Here is a 15,971-nt window from a genome sequence, read left to right as displayed (position 1 = left end):
GGATCGGACAGAAGTATTCGCGGTGTGTATTGCGTTGCAGCGGGCACGTCGCCGTCCTTACTACGAGAGTTCGAAGTTGCGAGTATATCACTTCGGAAGCCGTAGTCGGGGCGTGAAGATCGCCGTCTTCGGTGCGACCGGACGAACCGGCCTCCCGCTGATCGAGCGGGCGCTCGATGGGGGACACGAGGTCGTCGCCCACACCCGTTCACCCGAGAAACTCCCCCAGCGCGACCGACTCGTGGTCGTCGGGGGCGACGCGTACACCGGTGCGGGCGTCGTCGAGGCGGTGTCGGGGGTCGACGCGATCGTGAGCGTGCTCGGTCAGGGGTCGAACTCGCCCGGCGACCTCCTGACGGTGTCCGGCGACCATATCCTGGGCGCGATGGCGGAGACGGGCGTCGGCCGTCTCGTCGTCCTCGTCGGCGCCGGCGTCCGGGAGGAGGGCGAGTCGGTCACGCTCGCCGGGAGGGCGATGGGCCTGCTGTTGCGGGTGGTGGCCGGCGATGTCCTCGACGACGCGACCGAGCACGTCCGGCGGGTGAAGGCGACCGATCCGGAGTGGTCGGTCGTCCGGGCACCCCGACTGACCGAGGGTGGCCCGGAGGGAGCCTACCGCGTCGGCGACGTCGCGCTCGGTTTCGACGCGGTGGACAGAGCCGATGTCGCGGCCTGTCTCCTCGACCGTGTCGAGAACGGCGACTACGTCCGAGAGATGCCGAAGGTGGGACCGGCGTGAACGGCCGAACGCCCCCCGGTGTGTGGGCCGGGTACGGCGAGGGGTCGCGGACTCCACGAGCGGCTGATCGGGACGGTCGACCTCATCGGTCCGGAGGCGCTCACCTACCACGAGGTCTGTACGGCGCTCTCGTCGGTGCTCCCGGGACGGGTCATCGACGACGGGTCTCGGGTCGTGGGTCGCGATCCGACCGACTTGGAGGGGTTCGTACTGAAACACCGAGAGCTACTGCGCGAGGATGGCGGGCCCCGAAGACTGAAAACGTAAGTCGCTATCGGGCGGCGGCGGCGACGCGCTCTTTCTCCTCTTTCTGGCTCACCGGGTAGCTATTGACGTCGTTGTTTGCGGCGCCGATAAGCTGGCTCGCGAGGCCCTCGGCGGCGCTCGTCGGCGATTTGTACGAGGCGCTGTGCGCGCCACGCGCGATGAAGCCGAGCGCCTGGTCGACGCGGCGCTGCGGGCCGACGTCGACCGCCTTCGGCACCGAGATCCCGCCGTACTTCAGGCGGACGGTCTCCTCGCGCGGCCCCGAGTTCTCGACCGCGTAGACGAGTACCTGCACCGGGTTGTCGCCCGTACGCTCGTGGACGATCTCGAAGGCGTCGCGGACGATCCGCATCGTCTGCTGTTTCTTCCCCGTGTTCTCGCTGGTCTGCATCAGCCGGTTGACCAGCCGCTCGACGATCGAGATCTCGCTCTTCGCGAACTGCTTGCCCGAGTGGCGGCCCATCGTGTGTGCGATCGGCGTCACGGTGATGTAGCGCGCGGTCGAGGGATCTCGGTACTCTATCTCGTCGACCTCCCAGCGCCCGAACAGGAGCGCGTCCGTGGTCGACTCGCTCTCCTCCTCGGGCTCCCCTTCGGTCTCCTCGACGTCGGCCTCGGTCTCTTCCCCGCTCATTATCGCACCGGTTTCTCCGCGTTTCCGCGGACGAGTTCGATCATCGAGACGCCGTTTACCTTCTCGACCTTGTAGTTCACGCCCGAGAGGTCGCCCATCGCGCGACCTTTCGCCCCGCCGATCCCGGCGATCGTCACCTCGTCGTGCTCGTCGATGAAGCTGATCGCGCCGTCACCGGGACAGAACGCGGTGACCTGCTTGCCGTTCTTGATCAGCTGCACCCGCACGCACTTTCGGATCGCGGAGTTGGGCTGTTTCGCTTCGATTCCGACCTTCTCGAGGACGATCCCCCTCCCCTGGGGAGCGCCCTCGAGCGGGTCGGACTTCTTCCGAAGTCCTCGTGCACGACGCGCGTACCGCGAGTCGGACCACCGGTACTTCTGGCGGTCCTTCTTCAGCTTGCGCGCCGCATACTTGCCGTTCGCCATAGTAGGCTGTGGTATCCGACGAGGCTACTTAAGACTCGCTCTTCGCGCTCGCGGCGAAGCGGCCACGGAGCCGCCCGTCGCGTTTCGATCGGACCGACACGACACCGTTTTCGGGTCGACCGATCCCCGCGATTCCGGTCGAGACGTGATCGATCGCTCTTCGCGTAGCTCTCGATCGGACCGGGGTCTCACCACGAACAGCGAGCGAACGCGTCAGGTCAACTCGACCCGATCGATCCCGAAGTGGCGGTTCGCGAGTCGCGAGGCCATCTCGATGTTCCGTCCGCCGGCACCGATCGCCGCGCCCCGATCCGCGTCGGGCACCTCCGCGTAGGCGACCGTCGTCTCGTTCTCACTGACGGTGACGTGCGAGACGGCGGCCGGCGAGAGCGCGTTCGCGACGAACGCTTCGGCGCTTTCGGCACCCTCGACGAGTTCGACCACACAGCCGAGACGCTCTTCGAGCCGCCTGACCGTTCCGCCGCCGGGTCCGATCGCCGTCGCCATCTCGCCGGGCGGGACGACGAAGACGATCCGGTCGAACTCGTCGTCGATCACGCAGTCGGTCGCGCTCGCGTCGGTCACCGCCTCGAAGACCCCGATGTGCTGGATCGCCTCCGTCGAGAGGGTCCGGCCCATCTAGTCGGAGAGCGAGCCCATCCGCAGGTCGACGTCGCCGGTGCCGAGTTTGATCGGCTTGCCGACGATCACGTTCTCGATGACGCCGTTTAAGTCGTCGATCTCGCCGTGGATCGCGGCGTCGAGTAAGTGGTTGACCGTCACCTCGTACGCCGCGCGCGCGAGTACGCTGTCCTTGCTGCCGGCGATTCCGTGGCGTCCGATCGACTCGATCTCGCCCCGGTTGGTCATGATGTCCGCGACCAGCATCAGGTGTCGAACGTTCACGTCGTCGAGACCCTGCTCCTTGAGCGTCTCCATCGTCTCCTCGATGATCGCCTCGCGGGCGGCCTCGACGCCGAGTTCGCGGTAGATCTCGTGGATGTTGTTGCAGGTCGTTCGGGAGGCGTCGACGCCCTCGATCGAGAGCACGTCGCCGAAGGCCGACCCCTCGGTGTAGAGGACGAACTCGTCGTCCTCGTCGGACTGCTCCTTGCGGACGACGACCCGGCTGACGTCCTCGATCCCCTTGAAGACCACCTCGCGGAGCTGTTCGACCAACTGGAGCAGCTGTCGGTAGCTCGGCTCGTCGGGGCCGAACTCGATCTGAGTGCCCTGTTGGACGGTCGAGACGCCCAGCGCGTCCTCGATCGTCTCCGCGACCTCCTCGGGTTCGATCAGCCGCTCCTCTAAGGTCTCCTCGTTCAGCGAGACCCCGACGCGCATGTCCGCGACGTTCGTCGAGACGTCGCCGAGCGCGAGGATGCGCGTCGCCTCGATCTTCCAGACGACCTCGTGGGCGAGCGAGCGATCGGTCGCGTACTCGTCTTCGAGGTAGACCGTCATCATCGGCGTGTCCGGCGTCTTCCGGGCGTCGACCAGCTCGATGAGTCTGGGCAGCCCCTGGGTGACGTCGATCTCCGCGACGCCCGCGTAGTGGAACGTGTTCATCGTCATCTGCGTCCCGGGCTCGCCGATCGACTGCGCCGAGACCGTCCCAACCGGGTCGAGCGGATCGACACGCGTGTCGAGATAGCGCGTCTCGACCGCTCGGGCGATCTCCTCGGCCTGTTCCTGACTGACCGACTCTCGGCCCTCGATCGTCTCGAGCACCCGGTCTTTCAGCCGGCGGGGGAGGTCACGGGACTCGACGACCGCGCGGACCTCGTCGGTGAGCTCAGTCATCGGAGGTCACCTCCGTTCGGAGCTGCCGCGGATCGGCGTGCTCCGAGAGGTTCGTCGGGGGTTCGCTCCACTCGAGGAACGCCTCCTTCTCGGCCTCGCTGTCGAACTCCGCCTCCATGATCCGGTCGGCGATCCCCTCGACGTCGATCTCGTTGTCGACCGACGAGGAGACGCGCACGGGCGAGGTGCCGTCCTCGCCGAATTCGAACTGGACGATCTTGTCCGAGGTGTCCCGAACGGTGCCGTCGTACTGGGTCTCGAGTTCCGAGAGCGCGTTGATCAGCCGACGCTGGAGGTAGCCGGACTTCGACGTCCGGACCGCCGTGTCGACCAGTCCCTCGCGACCGCCCATCGCGTGGAAGAAGAACTCCCGCGGGGTGAGCCCCGCCCTGTAGGAGTTCTCTACGAAGCCGTGGGCCTCCGCCGAGAGGTCGCCCGGCTTGTAGTGGCTGAGGGTCCGACCCTCGTAGCCGCGGTTGATCCGCTCGCCCCTGACCGCCTGCTGTCCGACACAGCCGGCCATCTGCGTGAGGTTGAGCAGCGAGCCACGCGCTCCCGACTCGGCCATGATCACCGCGGGGTTGTCGTCCGCGAAGTGGTCCTCCGCGATGTCGCCCGCGCTGTCTCTGGCCTTCCCGAGCGTCTGCATGATCTTCATCTCGAGCGTCTCGTCGACGGTTCGCCCCGGCAAACTCTCTAAGTCGCCGTTCTCGTAGGTCGTGATCAGCTCTCCTACCCTGTCGTAGGCGTTGGCGATCGCCTCGTCGATCTGCTCGCTCGCCACCTCGGGAATCGACTCGTCGTCGATCCCCAGCGAGAAGCCGAAGTGCATGATCGCCCGCATCGCGAGGCTCGAGACCTCGTTGACGAACACGCGGGCGTGGGTGTGGCTGTACTCCTTCGCGAGTGTGTCGACGATCTCGCCGCCGAACGCCCCGACGGCGTCCTCGTCGATCGTCCCCTCCCTGTGCTGGCCGTCCTCGATCACGACCGTATCCCCGTAGGAACTCGTGAACTCGAGGTCGAGGTCGGCGGGCAGGAGCTGGGAGAAGATCGTCATGCCGGTCCAGAACGCCTCTCCGTCCTCCTCGCCGTCGGCCTTCGGGAGTTCGTCGATGCTCGTTCCGCGCAGCAGGTCGAGCGCCTGTGTCTCGTTGAACCGTGGCGGCTCGCCGGTCGTCGGCCGCGGGTGCGTCAGGAGGAACGTCCCGCTGATGTGGTCCTGGATCGCGCCGATGATGTTCTCGCCGAAGCGTGGGCTGAGGATCTGCTCCTGGACCCGCATCAGCACGCGCGCCTCCGCACGCGCCTCCTCGGACTGCAGCGCGTGCATGTTCATCTCGTCGCCGTCGAAGTCCGCGTTGTACGGCGGACAGACGACGGTGTTGAGCCTGAACGTCTTATACGGCATGACGACGACCTCGTGGGCCATCATGCTCATCCGGTGGAGCGAGGGCTGGCGGTTGAAGATCACGATGTCGCCGTCGACGAGGTGACGGTTCACCTCCCAGCCGGGTTCGACCTTCTCCGAGAGCTCCTCGCAGTTCTTCTCGGTCACCTTCAGCCGGCGGTTGTCCGACCGCCGGACGTAGTTCGCGCCGGGGTGGCCCTTCGGGCCGTTCCTGACGTACTGCCGGGCGTCGTCGAGGTTCCGCTCGGTGACGTGGATCGTCTGGGTCATCTCCCGGGCGACCCTGTCCGGGACGCCGACCTCGTTGAGCGAGAGCGTCGGGTCCGGGCTGATCACGGTTCGCGCCGAGAAGTTCACGCGCTTGCCCGACAGCGAGTTCCGGAACCGGCCGTCCTTGCCCTTCAGCCGCTGGCTGAGCGTCTTCAGCGGCCTGCCGGAACGGTGACGCGCCGGCGGCGTCCCGCTGATCTCGTTGTCCATGAACGTCGTGACGTGGTACTGCAACAGCTCCCAGAGGTCCTCGATGATCAGCTGCGGCGCACCGGCCTCGCGGTTCTCCATGAACCGCTGGTTGATCCGGATGATGTCGACGAGCTTGTGGGTGAGGTCGTCCTCGGAGCGCTGGCCGTTGTCGAGCGTGATCGACGGCCGTGCGGTCACCGGCGGCACCGGTAACACGGTGAGGATCATCCACTCGGGACGGGCCTTCTCGGCGTTGATCCCCAGCGTCTCGATGTCCTCGTCCGGGATATCCTCGAACCAGTCGCGGATGTCGGAGGGCATCAGCTTGTTCAGGTCCTCGACGGTGAGGTCGACGTCCAGCGCCTTCTCGATCGCCTTCCGGTCGGCCTCGCGCGGACGGAACGAGCCCGAGAGGATCTCGCTGATCCGCGAGACGTCGATGCCGGTCTCCTCGGCGAGCGCCGGCGGGGAGACGCCCTCGTCGTCCTCGTCGTCGGGCTGCATCGCCGCGGCGATCATCTCCGGGTAGTCCGCCGAGAGCACCTGCTGGACCTCGTAGTAGGTCGTCGGTTTCTCGTGCTGGATGTCGTACTGCACCTCGCCGCAGTGGGGACAGCGATCGGCCTTCCTGGCCTGGCGGATCGCCGCCTTCATCACGTCGCTCGGGTCGCCCGAGAGCTCGCGGGTCCGCTCTAAGCGATCCCTGAACTCCGCGGCCTCCTCGTCGGTGAGCGCCAGCCGCGAGCAGGACCGACAGGTCCCGCGCAGCAGCCGACGGATCAGCTTGGTGAAGCCGACGTGGACGACCGGCGCGGCCAGTTCGATGTGTCCGAAGTGACCGTTACACGCCCCGGAGTGTTTGCCGCAGGTCTTACACTCCAGACCGGGGTCGATCACCCCCAACCTGGGATCCATCAGCCCCATATCGATGGGGAAGCCGTCGTCGTCGTAGGTGTCGGCGGTGATGATCTTCGTCGCGCTCATCTCCCGGTACTCCTCGGGGTCCATCAGCCCGAACGTGAGCCGGTCGATCTCTTTGGGTGTCGTCTGTGGTGGCATTGGTGAGTTAGACCGCGTCCTTCAGTTCCAGTCGGGGGGCGATGCCGAGGGCTTTCATCTCGTCGAGCAGCAGGTTGAACGCGTAGCTCATCTCGATCTCGTGGATGTCGGTCTCCTCGCCGCAGTTCGGGCAGTAGACCCGTCGTTGCTGGACGTTCTCGACCGCGCTCATCCCGCAGTTGCCGCAGATCTCGATGTACTCGCGGTCCGAGGAGTCGAGCAGTCGTTCCTTGAGTGCCATCGCCGCGCCGTGACCGATGAACACCTCGCGTTCCATCTCGCCGACGCGCAGCCCACCCTCTCTGGCACGACCCTCGGTCGGCTGGCGGGTGAGCACCTGCACGGGTCCACGGGAACGGGCGTGGAGCTTGTTCGAGACCATGTGGTAGAGCTTGTGGTAGAAGATCGTCCCGACGAAGATCTCCGCCTCGATCTTCTCGCCGGAGACCCCCGAGTACATCACTTCCTTCCCGGAGGACTCGAAGCCGTGCTCCGTGAGCGCCGAGCGCAGTTCCTCCTCGCTCTCGCCCTGGAACGGCGTGCCGTCGACGCGTCGGCCCTCGAGCGAACCGACCTTCCCGCCGAGCATCTCCAGCACGTGGCCCACCGTCATCCGCGAGGGCAACGCGTGCGGGTTGAGCACGAGATCGGGGACGACACCCTCCTCGGTGAACGGCATGTCCTCCTGGGGAGCGATGTGACCCAGCACGCCCTTCTGGCCGTGTCGGCTCGCGAACTTGTCGCCTAGCTCCGGGATACGCTGGTCGCGCACCTTCACCTTCGAGAGCTTCGAGCCGTCTTCGCCCTCCATCAGCGTCACCGTGTCCACGATGCCCGACTCGCCCGAGCGCATCGTCACGCTCGTCTCCCGGCGCTTCTGGGGACTGAGACCGCCCATGTCGTCCGGTTCCTCGAGGAACCGCGGGGGACTGGTCTTCCCGAGCAGCACGTCGTTCTCGCCGACGTCGGTCTCGGGGTTGACGAGGCCGTCCTCGTCGAGGTGCGTGTACGCCTCCTCGCCGCGGGCGCCGCGGACGTCCTCCGACGGGATCTCGAAGCGGTCCTCCTGGCCGCCGGGGTAGCGTCGTTCCTCGCCCTCGTAGGTGCGGAAGAAGTGCGAGCGCGAGAGCGCCCTGTCGACCGACCCCTGGTTCATCACGAGCGCGTCCTCGATGTTGAACCCCTCGTAGCTCATCACGGCGACGACGAAGTTCTGGGCCGCCGGCCGGTCGTCGAAGCCGATCTGCTCCGTCGTCTGGGTCTTCACCATCGCCAGCTGCGGGTAGTGCAGCAGGTGCTGGCGGGTGTCCGGCCGGATCCGGTAGTTCGCGGAGGGAAGCCCGAGCGACTGTTTCATCATCCCCGCACCCATCGTGATTCGAGGGGAGGCGTTGTGCTCGGGGTACGGGATCATCCCCGCGCCGATGCCGAAGATGAGCTGCGGGTCGATCTCCAGGTGGGTGTGGTCCTCGGTGAGTTCCTCCTCGTCGACGGCGACGAGGATGTCCTCTTCCTCCTCGGCGTCGATGAACTCGACGTAGCCGTGTTCGACGAGCGTCTCGAACTCGATCTCGCCGGATTCGAGCGCCTCGATCGCCTCCTCGGTGATCAGCGTCTCGCCGCCCTCGACGACGAGCAGCGGTCTCCGTGCGCGACCCGCGTCGGCGTTGATGATCACCTCGCGGGTGCGCTCTTTCACCGCGACGTTCACCATCTCGCTCACGTCGCCGCGGCGTCGTGCCGAGCGGACCTGTTCTGCGAGCTGGTTCGGATCGGGGTGTGTACCGATCAGACTCCCGTTGACGTAGACCTTCGCGTCTCGTTGTGTGCTCATATCAGTCGTCAGCCTCCGCTCTCCGCTGTTCGATGCCGGGCAGCCCCCGCACGCCCATCGACGCGAGTTCGCGTTTCAGCCGGCTCTCGTCCTCGATGTCCTGTGTCAGCTCCATCGCCTGGGCGAAGTTCTTCACCAGCCCGCAGTTCGGCCCCTCGGGCGTCTCCGAGGGACAGATCCGGCCCCACTGCGTCGCGTGGAGGTCGCGCGCCTCGAAGTGTGGCTGCGAGCGCGAGAGCGGCGATCGAAGCCGCCGGAGGTGGGAGAGGACGCCCATGTAGTCGGTTCGGTCGACGAGCTGCGAGACGCCCGAGCGCCCGCCGACCCAGTTGCCGGTCGCGATCGGGTGTTCGAGCCGCTCGGTCAGCACGTCGCTTCTGACCACCGTGTTCACCGATAGCTGGCGGTTTCGCATGTTCGCCCGCTCGAGCTGGTACTTCACGTCGCGGGCGAGCTTGTTCAGCGCCGTCCTGAACAGGTCCTTCATCAGGTCGCCCGAGACCTTCAGCCGCTTGTTCGCGTAGTGGTCCTTGTCGTCGGAGTCGCGGTGTTTGAGCGCGAGTTCGAAACACGCCTCGGCCATCCGGCAGAGATAGTACGCTTTGTTGATCCGTACCTCCTCCTCCTCGACGCCCTCCTCGTGGAGGTGCGGGAGCAGGTACCGGTCGATGACGTAGTTCGCGCGTTTCAACTGGTAGTTCTTGCCCTGGCCCGAGGCGACGCGCTGGCCGAGCGTCTCGATCGCCTCCTCGGTGGTCTGGACCTCCGCCTCCTCTAAGTTCTCCAGCATGAACTTCACGATGTCCGGGTCGTCCGAGACCCGGTGGACGATCTCCTCGTCGGACTCGAGCCCGAGCGCCCTGACCAGCGTGACGAACTCGATCGAGCCCGAGACGCTCGGGAACGAGACCTCGAGCAGGCCGTCGCGACCGCGCTCGCAGAGCACGAGCGCGCGGTAGCCCCGGCGCTGGGAGAAGGTCTTCGCGACCTGGATCTCGTCGCCGTAGCGCGAGTCGTACTCCGCTAAGATCTTGTTCGGCGCGAGGTCCTCGCTGGTCATCAGCACGCGCTCGGAGCCGTTGATGATGAAGTAGCCGCCGGGGTCCTTCGGGTCCTCGCCGATGTCGATCAGTTCCTCGTCGGTGAAGCCGTCGATGTTACACTTCTCGGAGCCGACCATCACCGGCATCGTCCCGACCTTCGTCTCCGTCGAGTCGACGACCCGCTCTTCTTCCTCCTCGCCACCCTTGACGATCGACATCTCCATGAACACCGGCGCGGCGTAGGTGATGTTCCTGAGCCTCGCCTCCTGCGGGTAGAGCAGTTCTTCCGATCCGTCGGCCTCCCTGACCCTCGGGGTGACCACGCGGACGTCGCCGAGTTCGACGTAGACGGGCTCTTCGCCCTCCTTGTCGCCGATGTCGGTGTCGATCGTCGCCTTCTCGGTGACGACCTCCTGCATCCCCCGGCGGAGGAAGTCGTTGAACGAGCGGAAGTGGTGTTCGGCGAGGCGCTCTCGGGAGAAGTACTCCCGGGAGAGTCGCCGTCGCTCCTCTCGGCTGACGCTCACTCTATCACCAGCCGATAGACGACCGCCCGGTCGGTCGTGCGTGACTCGCGCTCGATCCGGATGACGTCGCCCACCTCGGCGTCGTCGGGAAGCGCGGAATCCGTGCGTTTGATCTTCGGTAGATCGGTCGGTTTGATGCCGTACTCGTCGAGTACCGTCTGGATCGACTCCTCGTCCATGACGGTGTGCTCGGGTACCAGCGTGTGTTGGCTTACGTCCATGTGTCTCGGCCTGTAGAGAATCGCCTCGATGGCTGTTACGAGATACTACAGACTCCTATAGGAGCCGGCCATTTAAGAGTTCCCAAACGCGGCGAAGCGGACGCTCACTCCGTCCCCAGTTCCGGGGCCATCATCGACGGGTGAGTCGTGTCGATACTCGCCCGGAGGTGACGAAAGCGTATATCGCTTTGGGGTCGAGACCCACACGACCGGCCGTTTGGAAAGGCTTATATCCGGCAGTCGGAAAGGGAGAGATGCGTCCTGCCCGGGTGGTGTAGTGGCCTATCATACGACCCTGTCACGGTCGTGACGCGGGTTCAAATCCCGCCTCGGGCGCTTTTCCGAACTCACGTTCGTAGGCGACGGCTTCGCCATCGTGCACGACCGAGAGGACGTCGAGCTGATCGTGCGATGTCGAGGGAGCTACTGCGGCCGCCGTGGCCGGCGCTGCCAGGACAGCTACGAGGCAAGCCGGAGGGCGTTTGCGGACCGAGAACGACGCGAGGGACCCGTGGATCGGGTGTACAACTGCACCTCCACATCCACGGTACGGGGTATCCCGGACGGGGTCCGAAACCTCGGCGTCCCGGTCACGTCACCAGCCGAATGGATCAGCGTCGTCCCGGCTCCAGAAGCCGGGGGACGCTTCGAGGACGAGGAAGGTGTCCTCCGCGCCCTTCCAAGCGCCGCCGTTCGCGACGGACGGATCCGGTTCGATCCGAAACTGTGAACTTTCCCGGCCAGCGCGTGTGACCGGGCTCCCTTCGGGTACTCGAGGACCGCGAAGACCGACCAGAGGCCTACCAAACACCTCGAGCGTTCCTGCCCGGGTAGATGGGAGAGTGAGGGGAATCGAGACCAGGAGGAGAGCTGGCGACGAGCGCACTCAGTGCTAAAGCGAGCCAGAAGCACTCAGTCGCCGTCGGTGTACGCGCCGTGTTCTCGGGGATACCCCGCGTGCAGCTCGTCGTCGTAGGCGTGGACCATGTCGCCCCACGCCCCCTCGGCCATGTCCTGGCTGGCGGGCGGGGTGGTCTCGCCCTCCTCCTCGCGACCCTCCGGCTCGCGAATCCCGAAGCGCTCGCGGGTCTCGGCTTCGACCTCGTCGGTGAGCTCCATGCCGAGCCGGAGGCTGTCCAGCAGCCGCTCGTCGACGTTCTCCGTGAGTAGCTCCCGCGCGACCTCCTGGTCGCCGGCCTCGAACAGCTCCCGGGCCTCCGCCTCGATCGCCGCTCGCTCGTCGAGCAGTTCGTGCTCGAACCCCTCGATCGCGCCGACGACGTCGGTGTAGAACTCCTCGGGCCGGTCGGCGGTGAAGTAGAGCAGCCGCTTGAACTCCCGGGTCGCGTACCGGGTCGCCTCCTGGAGCTGCCAGTCCCGATCGAGGAAGTTACCCGCGGCGTTCGACGTCGTGTAGCGGTGCTGTCGGAACTCGACGGGGACCTCCTCGGCACCGATCGGGATCGGCACGAACGGCGTGGTGATCGCGCTCGTCACCGCGGTCCAGAGCGCCTGGAGCTCCGGGTGGACGTCGGGACGGAGGTGCGCGACCTGCCCGTAGCCGGCGAAGTCGGTCGACCAGCGGGGGTCTCGGACCAGCGCGAGCACGTCCTCGAGGCTCACGGGCGCGAGCTCCTCGAGCTCCGCCTCGCGTTCGAGCGGGTGGCGAGCGCCCTGGTAGAACTCGGGGTAGAAGTACTCCTCCTCCTCGGCGGGGAATTCGCCGACGCCGAGCACTTCGTGCAGGTTCAGGGTGTCGCCCTCGCCGTCCCACCAGCCCTGCTCCTCGGCGAAGCCCACCAGCGCGTCGGAGCCCTCGAAGTCGGGGTCGTCCTCGTGGTCGACCGGGAACTCGAGGATGTAGCCGGGGTAGGAGACCCGCACCTCGTCCGGGGCGAGGCGTTCGGCGGCCCACAGGTCGCCGTCGGGGTGGGCGTAGTTGATGAACACCCAGCCCTCGGTCGCGTCGGCGAACAAGTGCGAGTTCCCGCCGTACGTCGAGTAGCCGTGCTCGTCCATCAGCCCGCCGACCACCTCGACGGCCTCCCGGGCGCTCTCTGCACGCTCCATCGCCGCCTTCGTGAGGTCCGAGTACTGCGGACCTTCCTGCGGCGCGGCCTCCTCGGCCATCTCGACCAGTTCCGGCCGCGACGGCGACCAGATGTCCCGGGCGGCGACCCCGTGTTCGTTGAGCCCGCCGTTGGTCAGCGGCGGCGGGAAGCCGGCGAACTCCGAGTACATCGAGGCGACGTACTTGTTGGTCTCCGCTGCCTGCGGGATCTCGATCGGTTCGCCCGGGATGTCGGCGTCCTCGGTGACGCCCACCGTGGTCGTGGCGCCCTCCGGGTGCTCCTGGTGCGGGACGACCTCGATCCAGTGGCTCGACGGCTCGTGTCCGAACCCGCCGAGCAGCGTCGAGCCGTCGTCGGTCAGTTCGCAGCCGACGTAGAACCCGATGCTCTTGCCGGGCGGGGCGTCTCCCCCGGTGAGGGTCGCGTCTGCGTCCCGTCCGCGACCGGCTGTCCCTTCGTCCCCCTCCGTTCGTCCCGAGAGCAGCGCGGCGGCGACCGCCAGCGCGCCGAACCCGCGCCGCGTGAGTCGTGTCAGTCTCATGGACCTAGCGATCCGAAACGGTTCGATTCCTGAGTGATTAAACGTTAGTATCTATCGATACGGCGAAACTTCGAAGCGGGCGATCGTCGGCGATCGCACCGTCCGAGCGGGTCGACGGGCAACGACGCGTGACGGGGTGGACCGTCGTCGAACCGGCCGACTGGAACCCGGTCCGCCGGACGTCTCGTCGATCCACGGAGGGGATCGAGGGGAGCGTCACCGGTGCCGTCGGAGAACCGTTTCCATCCGAAACGAGGGGGATTCGCCGGGGGTGGAGACGGGTTCCACACCGACCCCTGATCAGCGGGCCCACTGGTATCCCCCATCGAACGCGGGCGTCGGCGAACGCATCTGCCCGCCGGAACACGTGAACGTATCGACCACCGGAGGATCGAGGGACGTCACGTCCGAGTGGCCTCGCCCACGAGCACACCGTTATACGCCACGGCGCGAACGTTGGAGTATGCCCAGGGAGACGGTCGCGGAGTTCACGGTCGATCACGTGCAGGTGCTGGATCGCGAGGGAACCGTCGATACGGACCTCGAACCCGACCTCGGCGAGGAGCGGCTCGAGGAGCTCTACCGGCTGATGAAGCTCGCGCGGCGGTTCGAGGAACGGGCGATCGCGCTCCAGCGTCGGGGCGAGATCGGGACGTACGCGCCGGCGATCGGCCAGGAGGCGGCCCAGATCGGAAGCGCGAGCGCGCTCGCCGCCGAGGACTGGATGACGACCTCGTTCAGGGAGAGCGCGGCCTACCTCGCCCGGGGGACGCCGATCGACCGGCTGCTGTGCTACGCGATGGGGATGGAAGAGGGCGCGGAGGTCCCGGAGGGCTCGCGCTCCATGCCGCCGTCGATCGCCGTCGGCTCGCAGGCGCTGCACGGCGTCGGCATCGGCTGGGGACAGGCGATGCTGGGCGAGGAGGGTGCCTCGCTCGTCTACTTCGGCGACGGCGCGACGAGCGAGGGCGACGTCTACGAGGCGCTCAACCTCGCGGGCGTCTACGACGCGCGGACCGTCTTCTTCTGTCAGAACAACCAGTACGCTATCTCCGTGCCCAGGGAGGAGCAGTCGCGGGCGGAGACGCTCGCACAGAAGGCGATCGCCGCCGGCATCGAGGGGATCCAGGTCGACGGCAACGACGTCCTCGGGGTGTACGCGGTGACGCGCGCGGCGCTCGCGCGCGCCCGAGAGGGCCGGCCGACACTCGTTGAGGCGATCACCTACCGACGGTCGATGCACACCACGGCCGACGACCCATCCGTCTATCGCGAGCCCGAGGAGGAACGCGACTGGGAGGCCTACGACCCGATCGATCGGTTCGAGACGTACCTGCGTGAACGGGGAGTGCTTGACGACGAACTGATCGCCGCCATCGAGGAGCGGGTCGAGGCGGACCTGGAGGAGGGGATCGAGCGGGCGATGGACGAGCGCGATTCGGTCGATCCCGCGGAGATGTTCGACTACGCGTACGCCGACCTCCCCCCGTGGGTCGAGCGTCAGCGGGAGGCGTTCGAGGAGGGACCGGGGGGTGCATCCGGGGACGGCACCTCGGCAGGCGGGCATGGCGAGTAACCGGACGCTCGTCGAGGCGGTGCGCGAGGCGCTCTCGGAGGAGCTCGCGCGCGACGACTCGGTCGTGGTCTACGGCCAGGACGTCGCGGTCGACGGCGGCGTCTTCCGGGCGACCCAGGGGCTCGCCGAGACGTATCCCGAACGGGTCTACGACGCGCCGGTGGCGGAGTCCGGGATCGTCGGCCTCGGCGTCGGTCTCGCCGCGGTGGGGCTTCGGCCGGTCCCCGAGATCCAGTTCTCGGGCTTCGCGTTCCAGGCGTTCCACCAGATCCAACAGCACGTCGCGCGGCTGCACAGCCGCACACGGGGGACGCTCTCCTGTCCGATGACGCTCCGGACGCCGTACGGCGGCGGGATCAGGGCGCTCGAACACCACTCCGAGAGCTACGAGGCCGGCTACGCCCACATCCCGGGGCTGAAGGTCGTGATCCCGTCCGGCCCCGCGGACGCGAAGGGGTTGCTGGCGAGCGCGATCCGCGATCCGGACCCGGTGCTCTTTCTCGAACCGATGCGGATCTACCGGGCGTTCCGCGAGGAGGTCCCCGAGGGCGACCACCTCGTTCCGATCGGCGAGGCCCGCGTCGTCGATCCCGGCGAGGACGTCACGGTCGTCGCGTGGGGAGCGATGCTCCGGGAGGCGAGACGGGCGGCCGGCGCCGTCGACGCGAGCGTCGAACTGATCGACGCCAGGTCCATCTCCCCGCTCGACACCGAGACGATAACCGACTCCGTCAGGAAGACCGGTCGCTGCGTCGTCGTCCACGAGGCGCCACGGAGCGGGGGGATGGGCGCGGAGGTGGCCGCCCGGATCGGGGAGGAGGCGTTCTTCTACCTCGAGGCACCGGTCGAGCGCGTCGCCGGCTACGACGTCCCGTACCCGCTGTTCGCCCGCGAGGAGGCGTACCTCCCCGACCGGGAACGGATCCTGGCGGGGATCGAACGGGCGATCGAGACCTGATCGGACCGGCTCCCGCGAGGGCCAGCGTTCTCTCTCCCCAAACCGTTCAGAACACTCATGTACGCTCAGCGACCATGGGAAGGCATGAGCAAGTGGCTCAAGTACGCCGGCGGAGCGCTGCTCGCGGTCGTGGCGCTGTGGATCGTCTGGCAGATCGTCACGACGATCTTCAGCATCTTCGTCTCGATCGTGAGCCTCGCAATCACGCTCCTGATCATCGCCGCGGTGGTCTACGGTCTCTACCTCGCGTACTCGTACCTGAGCGGCGACGGCGGAAGCGGCGGCTCCAAGCCGCGCTCGCGATCGAGCTCCCGATCGAGAGAGCGCGAGTTCGAGTTCGAGTGACCGGGCGACCGTAGGGGCTTTCTTTTTTCCGGCGAGAGCCACCGGTATCCA

15 protein-coding genes and 1 tRNA gene are annotated in these 15,971 nt (G+C 67.0%); 7 read left to right on the top strand and 9 right to left on the bottom strand.

From position 1 onward, the window contains the following. Positions 1-112 precede the first annotated feature (112 nt). Both V2L32_RS01870 and V2L32_RS01865 read left to right on the top strand, forming a co-directional pair. Positions 113-739, top strand: coding sequence for an NAD(P)-dependent oxidoreductase (locus V2L32_RS01870; protein ID WP_331234740.1), 627 nt, complete (start codon positions 113-115; stop codon positions 737-739). 18 nt (positions 740-757) lie between these two features. Continuing rightward, the gene (locus V2L32_RS01865) at positions 758-1,006 is read left to right on the top strand and encodes a hypothetical protein (RefSeq protein ID WP_331234739.1); all 249 of its coding nucleotides are present in this window, start codon (positions 758-760) and stop codon (positions 1,004-1,006) included. Positions 1,007-1,010: 4 nt separating this feature from the next. On the opposite strand, the gene V2L32_RS01860 is transcribed toward V2L32_RS01865, so the two are convergent. The 8 genes from V2L32_RS01860 to V2L32_RS01825 all read right to left on the bottom strand — a co-directional run bounded on the left by V2L32_RS01860 (position 1,011) and on the right by V2L32_RS01825 (position 10,428). Then, positions 1,011-1,640, bottom strand: a complete 630-nt coding sequence (locus V2L32_RS01860) for a 30S ribosomal protein S7 (RefSeq protein ID WP_331234738.1) — start codon at positions 1,638-1,640, stop codon at positions 1,011-1,013. Next, the gene (locus V2L32_RS01855; RefSeq protein WP_331234737.1) at positions 1,640-2,068 is read right to left on the bottom strand and encodes a 30S ribosomal protein S12; all 429 of its coding nucleotides are present in this window, start codon (positions 2,066-2,068) and stop codon (positions 1,640-1,642) included. Before V2L32_RS01855 ends, V2L32_RS01860 begins: the two co-directional genes overlap by 1 nt. A 213-nt stretch (positions 2,069-2,281) precedes the next feature. Then, a complete protein-coding gene (locus V2L32_RS01850; RefSeq protein ID WP_331234736.1) occupies positions 2,282-2,707 on the bottom strand; it encodes a NusA-like transcription termination signal-binding factor in 426 nt (141 codons plus the stop codon). Continuing rightward, positions 2,708-3,871 carry a DNA-directed RNA polymerase subunit A'' gene (gene rpoA2 / locus V2L32_RS01845; protein WP_331234735.1) on the bottom strand — a complete coding sequence of 388 codons (1,164 nt, stop codon included), beginning with the start codon at positions 3,869-3,871 and terminating at the stop codon, positions 2,708-2,710. Continuing rightward, a complete protein-coding gene (locus V2L32_RS01840; RefSeq protein WP_331234734.1) occupies positions 3,864-6,803 on the bottom strand; it encodes a DNA-directed RNA polymerase subunit A' in 2,940 nt (979 codons plus the stop codon). The genes rpoA2 and V2L32_RS01840 overlap by 8 nt, the downstream gene beginning before the upstream one ends. A 7-nt stretch (positions 6,804-6,810) precedes the next feature. Then, complete coding sequence (gene rpoB, locus V2L32_RS01835) at positions 6,811-8,637, bottom strand: DNA-directed RNA polymerase subunit B (RefSeq protein WP_331234733.1); 1,827 nt, start codon at positions 8,635-8,637, stop codon at positions 6,811-6,813. A gap of 1 nt (position 8,638) precedes the next feature. After that, positions 8,639-10,207 (bottom strand): DNA-directed RNA polymerase subunit B'', encoded by a 1,569-nt coding sequence (locus V2L32_RS01830; RefSeq protein ID WP_331234732.1) that lies wholly within the window; start codon positions 10,205-10,207, stop codon positions 8,639-8,641. Further along, a complete protein-coding gene (locus V2L32_RS01825) occupies positions 10,204-10,428 on the bottom strand; it encodes a DNA-directed RNA polymerase subunit H (protein ID WP_331234731.1) in 225 nt (74 codons plus the stop codon). The genes V2L32_RS01830 and V2L32_RS01825 overlap by 4 nt, the downstream gene beginning before the upstream one ends. Before the next feature lie 263 nt (positions 10,429-10,691). On the opposite strand from V2L32_RS01825, the gene V2L32_RS01820 reads away from it, so the two are divergent. Beyond that, positions 10,692-10,764: transfer RNA gene (locus tag V2L32_RS01820), tRNA-Asp, on the top strand. Positions 10,765-10,804: 40 nt separating this feature from the next. Beyond that, positions 10,805-11,158 (top strand): hypothetical protein, encoded by a 354-nt coding sequence (locus V2L32_RS01815; protein ID WP_331234730.1) that lies wholly within the window; start codon positions 10,805-10,807, stop codon positions 11,156-11,158. A 182-nt stretch (positions 11,159-11,340) separates the two neighbouring features. On the opposite strand, the gene V2L32_RS01810 is transcribed toward V2L32_RS01815, so the two are convergent. After that, entirely contained in the window at positions 11,341-13,041 is a 1,701-nt protein-coding gene (locus V2L32_RS01810) for a C69 family dipeptidase (protein ID WP_331234729.1), read from the bottom strand. 463 nt (positions 13,042-13,504) lie between these two features. On the opposite strand from V2L32_RS01810, the gene pdhA reads away from it, so the two are divergent. From pdhA to V2L32_RS01795, 3 genes are all read left to right on the top strand, one after another. Beyond that, a complete protein-coding gene (pdhA, locus tag V2L32_RS01805; protein ID WP_331234728.1) occupies positions 13,505-14,617 on the top strand; it encodes a pyruvate dehydrogenase (acetyl-transferring) E1 component subunit alpha in 1,113 nt (370 codons plus the stop codon). Next, positions 14,607-15,575, top strand: a complete 969-nt coding sequence (locus tag V2L32_RS01800) for an alpha-ketoacid dehydrogenase subunit beta (RefSeq protein ID WP_331234727.1) — start codon at positions 14,607-14,609, stop codon at positions 15,573-15,575. Before pdhA ends, V2L32_RS01800 begins: the two co-directional genes overlap by 11 nt. Before the next feature lie 84 nt (positions 15,576-15,659). After that, positions 15,660-15,920 carry a hypothetical protein gene (locus V2L32_RS01795; protein WP_331234726.1) on the top strand — a complete coding sequence of 87 codons (261 nt, stop codon included), beginning with the start codon at positions 15,660-15,662 and terminating at the stop codon, positions 15,918-15,920. Positions 15,921-15,971: the final 51 nt, after the last annotated feature.

Origin of the sequence: Halalkalicoccus sp. CGA53, assembly GCF_036429475.1 — an archaeon.
Taxonomy (GTDB): domain Archaea; phylum Halobacteriota; class Halobacteria; order Halobacteriales; family Halalkalicoccaceae; genus Natronorarus; species Natronorarus salvus.
The sequence above is the reverse complement of the archived record's forward strand: the minus strand, read 5'-3'. Positions and strand labels throughout refer to the sequence as shown.

Excerpts from the sequence above, each read along its gene's own strand:
- V2L32_RS01860 (WP_331234738.1), bottom strand. The coding sequence starts at position 1,640 with ATGAGCGGGGAAGAGACCGAGGCCGACGTCGAGGAGACCGAAGGGGAG.
- V2L32_RS01855 (WP_331234737.1), bottom strand. The coding sequence starts at position 2,068 with ATGGCGAACGGCAAGTATGCGGCGCGCAAGCTGAAGAAGGACCGCCAG.
- V2L32_RS01850 (WP_331234736.1), bottom strand. The coding sequence starts at position 2,707 with ATGGGCCGGACCCTCTCGACGGAGGCGATCCAGCACATCGGGGTCTTC.
- rpoA2 (WP_331234735.1), bottom strand. The coding sequence starts at position 3,871 with ATGACTGAGCTCACCGACGAGGTCCGCGCGGTCGTCGAGTCCCGTGAC.
- V2L32_RS01840 (WP_331234734.1), bottom strand. The coding sequence starts at position 6,803 with ATGCCACCACAGACGACACCCAAAGAGATCGACCGGCTCACGTTCGGG.
- rpoB (WP_331234733.1), bottom strand. The coding sequence starts at position 8,637 with ATGAGCACACAACGAGACGCGAAGGTCTACGTCAACGGGAGTCTGATC.
- V2L32_RS01825 (WP_331234731.1), bottom strand. The coding sequence starts at position 10,428 with ATGGACGTAAGCCAACACACGCTGGTACCCGAGCACACCGTCATGGAC.
- V2L32_RS01810 (WP_331234729.1), bottom strand. The coding sequence starts at position 13,041 with ATGAGACTGACACGACTCACGCGGCGCGGGTTCGGCGCGCTGGCGGTC.
- pdhA (WP_331234728.1), top strand. The coding sequence starts at position 13,505 with ATGCCCAGGGAGACGGTCGCGGAGTTCACGGTCGATCACGTGCAGGTG.
- V2L32_RS01800 (WP_331234727.1), top strand. The coding sequence starts at position 14,607 with ATGGCGAGTAACCGGACGCTCGTCGAGGCGGTGCGCGAGGCGCTCTCG.
- V2L32_RS01795 (WP_331234726.1), top strand. The coding sequence starts at position 15,660 with ATGAGCAAGTGGCTCAAGTACGCCGGCGGAGCGCTGCTCGCGGTCGTG.